The following is a 7,758-nucleotide window of genomic DNA, read 5'->3' on the forward strand; positions in this document are numbered from 1 at the left end:
CCACCGCGCCGGGGCCGCTCACCGAATTCGGGTTGCTGTGATAGACCGCGTTGCCGTTGGCATCGAGGGTCAGGTAGCCGTAGGTGCCGTTGATCTGTGTGTTGAGCCCGCCCACCGCTGCGGTCGAAGTATCGCCGCCAGCACGCACGCCGATCACCGCACCAAAACCATCGGCGCCGCCGATGTCGTTGTCCAGTACGTTACCGCTGATGGTGCCGCCCTCCACCACATCGGGCGTGTCGGCTTTGGCGGTCGGTACGTCATCGACGATGTTGACGTTCAGTTCGCCAGTGGCTGTGGTGTTGTTGTCATCGACCACCACGACCGCGAATGGCTCGGAAATGCTGTTGGCACCGTTGGCAGTCGGGTGATTTTCATTGTCGACCAGGGTGTAGCTGTAGCTCACCACACCGGTGACAGGGTCGAACCCGGTGACGGTCAGCGTACTGCCCAACGGCGTGACAATAGATTGCGGAAAGCCTGCGGCCACGCCACCTGTGACGACGGCGATACCGCCGACAGTCAGGCTTTGCACACCGTCGAGGGCGGTGACGGTGAAGGTGCCGCTTTGGGTCAGCGCCGATGCGTTGGGGCTGGTGCCATCGCCAAGGTTTTTTTCGTAGACAGTGAGTTCACCGCCCTGGGCGTTCAGGCCACCAATGGTCACCGGATCGTCATTGTTGTGAATCTGCAAAACCAGGTTGGCGTTGCTGCTGTCGCCATCGGCATCGGTCAGGGTGTAGGTAAACGTCTCGGTGCCGCTGCCACCGCCGTGCAAGGCCTTGAAGTCGGCGTCACTGGTGTTGAGGGTGTAGGTGTACGTGCCGTTGGCATTAAGCACCAGGGTGCCGTACTTACCGATGAACGTGCCCGGGGTGATCGGCCCGGAGTTCTCACCGACCGGCACACGGTCCGCGCCTTGGACGTCGTTGGTCAGTACGTTGCCGTTAAGGGTCAGTTGGGTTTCCGAGGCTACGCCGTTGCCATCGTCGAAGGCTTTGGGCATGTCGTCGGTGATGTTGATGTCCAAAGAACCGGTGGCGGTGTCGCCATTGCTGTCGCCGGCCACTACGGTGAAATGTTCGCTGAGACTGGTGCCGTCACCGGTCGTATGGTTGTCGCTGCCGTTGAGGGTGTAGCTGTAGCTCACAACGCCGGTGGCCGGGTTGTAACCGGTGACGGTCAGGGTACTGCCCAGCTGTGTGGTGATCGACTGCGGGAAACCACTGGCCACACCGCCACTGATCACGTTGATCCCGCCAATGCTCAGGCTACTCAGCCCATCGGGCGAGTTGATGGTGAACGTGCCGCTCTGGGTCAGTGCAGCGGGGTTGCGTGCCGAGCCGTTGGCGAGACTGGCTTCGTTGACAGTCAGTTCACCGCCTTGCACCGACAGGCCATCAAGGGTAACGGGATTGTTGATCGGCGGGGTAATTGGAGGTGGGGGCGCTGGGATATTTTCCGGCGGGGCCGGAGGGGGAATCACCGCTGCCAGCGCGCCATCGTTAGGGTTGACATCACCATTGTGGCGTTCTTCCACCAACTCGGGGATGCCATTGAAACCGGCAGTGGGAAAACCGATGATCGGATCGATCCGTCCACCGACCTCCTCAAGCATCACGAAACTGTGGCCACCGCCCGCCGCACCACCCGGTGCGCTACTGGCCGGCCCGGCCGCCGTGGCTTCAGCGGTTTGCGTGGGGTCATCACCGGCCGCAATGGCTTTTTGCAGTTGTTCCACATCGCTCAGCTGCGCCTGGCTCGGTGTCGTCGCTTCAGCGGTGTCGACGTGGGGCGTTTTATCCGCCAGCAACTGTGGCGTCATTGCCAGGCTGCTGCCTCGACCGAGCGTCAGCTCCTGGCCATTTTGCAGATGCACAGCCACCGCGCCTTCAGCCCCGGTCGTCAGCTGATCACCGGCAAACAACCGGTCTCCCTCGATCAGCGCACGACGCGTGCCGTCGCCTGTCACCGCGAACACTTGCCCGACGACCTTACTGACGATACCGATGAGCGTAGCCATGTGCATTTCCTCCGCTGCCAACTCACTGTCGGCACCATTTTTTGTTACGGAGAACATGCACATGGCTCAAGCGGGTTGCCGGAAGGATCGCCTACGGTCACCGGCATTAACGAAGTAAGCCGAGCCCCCTGATAACAATCTCGTCCAGCGTGTTGCTCACGGGCGGCGTTTGGGTGTTGGACTAAACCCCTTTGCAATCAATGGCATTGGGATCCAATTCGCAAACGACCTGCCCAGTGAACGATGCGTAACGGATCTGAATCACCTGAGTGACAAAAAACCGTCACTCCAATCCGCGTCGCGTCCCTCCCCTCCAGCACTTCTCCGCCCTAAATCGATAAGTGGATTTGAACTTTTTATCGAGCCCCGATGAGTACCCTAAAGCTCATAAATCAAGGGCTTTGCAATTGAACAATGTGCTGGATTTTCCCGAGCGCATAAGTTTTTTTTGGCATAAGTCTTATGAAAAATTTTTCTTAGCTACTCTCTAGAATGTTCTTAGCTCTGTTGTTAAAAGCTTGAAACGCTTTACCTATAAATGTCGTCAAATAATTGGCGACTCATAAAGCACCATCAGGAATCAGGGAGATGCACCATGCGCCGTTTAAACCCCCTCTGCAGCGCGGTTCTGCTGGCGATGGCCTGCACATCACAAGCTCACGCCATGTCGTTGACCGAAGCCATTCAAAGCACCATTGCTACCCATCCGGAGCTGGCTTCGCGGGTGGACAGCCGTCTGTCGGCTGATGAAGACGTGAAGGTCGCGAAGGGGGGCTTTTATCCATCGGTGGACCTCAATGCCGCGTACGGGCGCGGGTACAGCGATAACACCAACACCCGGGCGTTTGGTAATCACCACACTGAAATCCTCAACTACACCCAATCGGAACTGCGCCTGCGGCAGATGCTCTTCGACGGATTCAACACTGCGAACGAAGTCGAGCGCACCAAAGGCGTGGTCAATTCCCGGGCCTATTACGCCCAGGGCACCGCCCAGGATCTGGCCCTGCGCACCATCGAGGTTTACCTCGAAGTGCTCAAGCGCCGCGAACTGGTGACGCTGGCCAAGAACAACCTGCAGGCGCATTTGCGGGTCAACGACCAGATCGGCCTGCGTACCCAGCGCGGGGTTGGCAGCAACGCGGACGCCGATCAGTCCACCGCTCGCCGGGCACTGGCGGAAAACAACCTCGACACCGCTGAAGTTGACCTGGCCGACGCTGAGTCGAACTTCGCCGCCGTCGTCGGGCGCCTGCCCGATGAGCTTGAAGCACCGCCATCGACTCGCGGAGAAGTGCCCGCCTCCTTGCAGGAAGCTCAGCAGAGCATGGTGGATAACAACCCGTACCTGAAATCCGCCCAGGCCGACGTGCAATCGGCCGAGAGCCAGTACGAAGTCGCCAAGTCGCCGTTCTACCCACGCTTCGACGCCGAAGCCGCAGTAGGTGCGAACAACAACATTGCGGGCGACGAAGGCCATGACAACGAGTGGCGAGTCGGTGTGGTGATGAACTACAACCTGTTCCGCGGCGGCAGCGACAAGGCTCGTTTGCAGTCCGATGCACACAAGATCAATCAGGCCATGGACATCCGCAACAACGCCCTGCGCCAACTCAACGAAAACATCAACCTGGCCTGGAACGCCATGGTCAACGCCAAGAAACAAACCCCGACCGCCCGTGAATACGCCGACACCAGCAAACGCGTGCGCGTGGCCTATCAGGATCAGTTCGGCCTCGGCCAACGTACCCTGCTCGACCTGCTGGACAGCGAAAACGAACTCTACAATGCCAACCGCCGCTACACCGAGGTGCGCTATATAGAAGAGTTTTCGATGTACCGTGTACTGGCGAACATGGGCCAGTTGTTGAGCAAGCAGCGGGTCGTGTTGCCAGCCGATGCCATCGCCCAGACCGAAGTGAAAAGCGAAGCTCGTTTGCCAGCACTCAAATAAAAAAAGCCCTGCGTAGGAGCTGCCGCAGGCTGCGATCTTTTGATTTTGATTTAAATGAACAAAAGCAAAAGATCGCAGCCTTCGGCAACTCCTACAGGTGGTGGTGTTGTTCATCTGTCCAGCCAATTACCGGAGCGTTCAATGTGACCAGCATGGAACCCGGCAACATCGGTGTCGATCCGCGCCTGAGCTTCGATGACCCGCTTCTGGATGGTCTGTTGATCCTGTGCAAACTCCACGGCGCGACGGTCAGTCGCGCCAGCCTGAGTGCCGGGCTGCCAATGGCGCACCAACGCCTGAGCCTGGACCTGCTGCCCCGCGCAGCGGCCCGGGCCGGTTTGCAGGCACGCCTGCTGCGTCGCGACCTCAAAGACATCTCAGCGCTCAACCTGCCCGTGATGCTGTTGCTCAACAACGGCCGCACGGCAGTCCTGCGTCGTTATGGCGAAGATGGCCGAGTGCTCATCCTGCCGAGCGAAGCCGATGGGGGCGAACAATGGATCAGCCCGCAAGAGCTGGCCGAACACTACAGCGGCCAGGCCTTGTTTGCCCGGCCACGGCATGAACTCGAGGACCTGCGCTCGCCATTGGTGCCACGGGTGCAGGCCTGGTTTCGTGACACCCTGAAGCTATCGAAATGGCTGTACAGCGATGCGATCCTGGCGAGTTTCCTGATCAACTTGCTGGGCTTGATGGTGCCGCTGTTCGTGATGCAAACCTACGATCGCGTGGTGCCCAACCAAGCCACCTCGACCTTGTGGGTGCTGTCCATCGGCCTGTTGATCGGCACCGGTTTCGAACTGGTGCTGCGGGTCGTGCGTGCGCACTTGCTGGACACCGCCGGCAAGAAGACCGATGTGATTCTTTCGGCGACCCTGTTCGAACGCATCACCGGCATGGCGATGAAAGCACGGCCAGCAACCATCGGTGGGTTTGCCCAGAGCATTCACGACTTCCAGGGGCTGCGGGAATTTCTCACGGCCGTGACGCTCACCAGCCTGATCGACCTGCCCTTCGCGTTGCTGATGCTGGTGGTGATCGGTCTGCTCGGCGGTTGGCTGGTCGTGATTCCGGTGCTGGCGTTTCCGATCACGATCATTTTCGCCATGATCATTCAGGCGCGTCTGCGCGACACCGTGCAAAAAAGCCTCAGTCTCGGCGCCGAGCGCCAGGCGTTGCTGATCGAAACCCTCGGTGGCCTGGAAACCCTCAAGGCCTGCAGCGCCGAAAGCGAGCGCCAGCACAAGTGGGAAAGCACCCACGGCGCCCTCACCCGCCTCGACAGCCACGCACGCAACCTCTCGGCGCTGGCCACCAACGGCACGCTGTTCATCCAGCAGTTTTCCGGCATGGCGACCATCGTTGCCGGCGTCTACAGCATCATCGCCGGTAACCTGAGCGTCGGCGCCCTGGTGGCGACCTACATGCTCGGCAGTCGGGTCCTGGCGCCATTGGGGCAAATCGCCGGGTTGATCACCCGCTACCAGCAAGCGCAACTGACCATGAAAAGCACCGACGCGTTGATGTCGCTGCCCCAGGAGCGCGATGCCCATCAACGACCGCTGGAACGTACGCAATTGCAAGGCGCGCTGGATGTGGTCGGCGTGACCTACCGCTACAACGGTCAGACTGCCCCGGCGCTGGCCAACATCAGTTTCACTGTAAAACCCGGTGAGCGGATTGGCATCATCGGCCGCAGCGGCTCGGGTAAAAGCACCCTCGCGCGATTGGTGATGGGCTTCTATGAGCCGGAGGAAGGCCAGTTGTTGCTCGATGGCCTGGACCTGCGGCAACTGGATGTCGCCGACCTGCGCCATCAGATCGGCTATGTCGCCCATGACCTGCCGCTGCTGGCCGGCAGCCTGCGCGACAACCTGACCCTCGGCGCGCGCTACATCAGCGATGCGCGCATGCTCGAAGTCGCCGAACTCACGGGCGTTACCGAACTTGCCCGGCAACACCCGCAAGGCTTCGACCGCCCGGTGGGCGAGCGCGGGCAATTGCTGTCCGGTGGCCAACGTCAGGCGGTGCTGCTGGCCCGGGCGCTGCTGCTCGATCCGCCGATCATGCTGCTCGACGAACCCACCAGCGCCATGGACAACAGCAGCGAGGATGTTCTGCGGCAAAAGCTCCACGGTTTGGTCCAGGGCAAAACCGTGCTGCTGGTCACCCACCGCACCTCGATGCTCAGCCTGGTGGATCGCCTGGTGGTGCTGGACAACGGCCGGATCGTCGCCGACGGACCAAAAGAAGCGGTTATCGATGCATTGCGCAAGGGCCGTGTCGGCTCTGCGGCTGTCTAGGAGTCGCCCATGTCTGCTGATCAGCCTTTATCGTCCAAAGACCGCGGCTACTTTGACAGTTTCAGTAAAAGCGCCGAAGCCGAATTCATGCCGGAAACCGCCGGCGCCTCTTTGCAAGACTCGCCACGCTGGTCGCGGATCACCGTTTGGCTGGCAGCTGCGCTAATAATCAGCGCGGTGGTATGGGCGAAATTCGCCGTGTTGCAGGAAGTGACAATGGGCGAAGGTAAGGCGATTCCGTCGAGCAAGGTGCAAGTCATCCAGAACCTTGAGGGCGGCATCGTCACCGAAATCTTCGTGCGTGAAGGGCAAATGGTGAACAAGGGCGACACGCTCTTGCGCCTCGATGACACGCGTTACCTGTCAAACAAGGGCGAAAGCGAGGCTGATCGCTACGCCCTGACAGCGCAGGTGGAACGGCTGTCGGCGGAAGCTGAAGGTCGTCCGTTCAAGCTCTCAGAAGAAGTGATCGCCAAGGCCCCGCAAGTGGCCGAAGACGAGCGCTCGCTGTACGAACAGCGGCAACGTCGCCTGGCCAGCGAACAGCGCACACTGACCGAACAACTTCGGCAAAAAACCCAGGAACTGGCGGAGTTTCGCTCAAAAGCGGGGCAATTCAGCTCAAGCCTGGCATTGGTTAACCAAGAGATGAACATGTCTGAACCCTTGGTCAAGACCGGCGCTGTATCGCCGGTGGAGATCCTGCGGCTCAAGCGCAGCGCCGTGGAAATCCGCGGTTCGCTGAACGCCACCACCCTGGCGATACCCAGGGCTGAATCGGCTATTGCCGAGATCAGGAGCAAGATCGACGAATCGGAACAAACCTTTCGCTCGGAGGCCGCAAAAGAGCTCAATGAGAAACGCACAGACCTGTCAAAAATCACGGCATCGAGCATCGCCATCGACGACCGCGTGACACGCACCACAGTGACCTCGCCGGTCAAAGGCATCATCAAGGTATTGAAGGTCAACACCATTGGCGGCGTGGTCCAGCCGGGAAGCGACATGGTGGAAATCGTGCCCCTTGAAGACAACCTGCTGATCGAAGCCAAGGTCCGCCCACAGGACGTTGCATTCCTGCATCCGGGTCAGAAAGCCATGGTCAAGTTCACGGCGTACGACTACACCATCTACGGTGGCCTGAGCGCCAAGCTGGAGTTGATCGGCGCCGACACCATCACCGACGACAAGGGCAACAGCTTCTACCTGATTCAGGTGCGCACCGACAAAAACCATTTGGGCGGGGATGTGAAACCGCTGCTGATCATTCCGGGGATGGTGGCGACGGTGGATATCATTACCGGGGAGAAGACGGTGCTGGATTACCTGCTGAAACCGGTGTTGAAGGCTCGGACAGAGGCGATGCGCGAGAGATAGTCATGTCTTGAAGGCTGCGGTGATTGTTCTGCCGCCTTCGCGGGCAAGCCCGCTCCCACAGGTTAAGTGGTGTTCGCAGAATTTGCGTACGACTCGGACAC

4 protein-coding genes are annotated in these 7,758 nt (G+C 59.9%); 3 read left to right on the top strand and 1 reads right to left on the bottom strand.

The window, feature by feature from the left end:
- Positions 1-2,023, bottom strand: a 2,023-nt coding sequence (locus ACRESJ_RS19745; RefSeq protein WP_431759392.1) for a retention module-containing protein, incomplete at its 3' end; no start/stop codon positions are given.
- 595 nt (positions 2,024-2,618) lie between these two features.
- On the opposite strand from ACRESJ_RS19745, the gene ACRESJ_RS19750 reads away from it, so the two are divergent.
- The 3 genes from ACRESJ_RS19750 to ACRESJ_RS19760 all read left to right on the top strand — a co-directional run bounded on the left by ACRESJ_RS19750 (position 2,619) and on the right by ACRESJ_RS19760 (position 7,657).
- A complete protein-coding gene (locus tag ACRESJ_RS19750; RefSeq protein ID WP_431759393.1) occupies positions 2,619-3,977 on the top strand; it encodes a TolC family outer membrane protein in 1,359 nt (452 codons plus the stop codon).
- A 143-nt stretch (positions 3,978-4,120) separates the two neighbouring features.
- Positions 4,121-6,280, top strand: coding sequence for a type I secretion system permease/ATPase (locus tag ACRESJ_RS19755; RefSeq protein WP_431759394.1), 2,160 nt, complete (start codon positions 4,121-4,123; stop codon positions 6,278-6,280).
- 9 nt (positions 6,281-6,289) lie between these two features.
- A complete protein-coding gene (locus tag ACRESJ_RS19760) occupies positions 6,290-7,657 on the top strand; it encodes an HlyD family type I secretion periplasmic adaptor subunit (protein ID WP_431759395.1) in 1,368 nt (455 codons plus the stop codon).
- Positions 7,658-7,758 lie beyond the last annotated feature (101 nt).

Source organism: Pseudomonas sp. (assembly GCF_050739655.1).
In the GTDB taxonomy this organism is placed as follows: domain Bacteria; phylum Pseudomonadota; class Gammaproteobacteria; order Pseudomonadales; family Pseudomonadaceae; genus Aquipseudomonas.

Coding starts and splice junctions, on each gene's coding strand:
- ACRESJ_RS19750 (WP_431759393.1), top strand. CDS start 2,619: ATGCGCCGTTTAAACCCCCTCTGCAGCGCGGTTCTGCTGGCGATGGCC.
- ACRESJ_RS19760 (WP_431759395.1), top strand. CDS start 6,290: ATGTCTGCTGATCAGCCTTTATCGTCCAAAGACCGCGGCTACTTTGAC.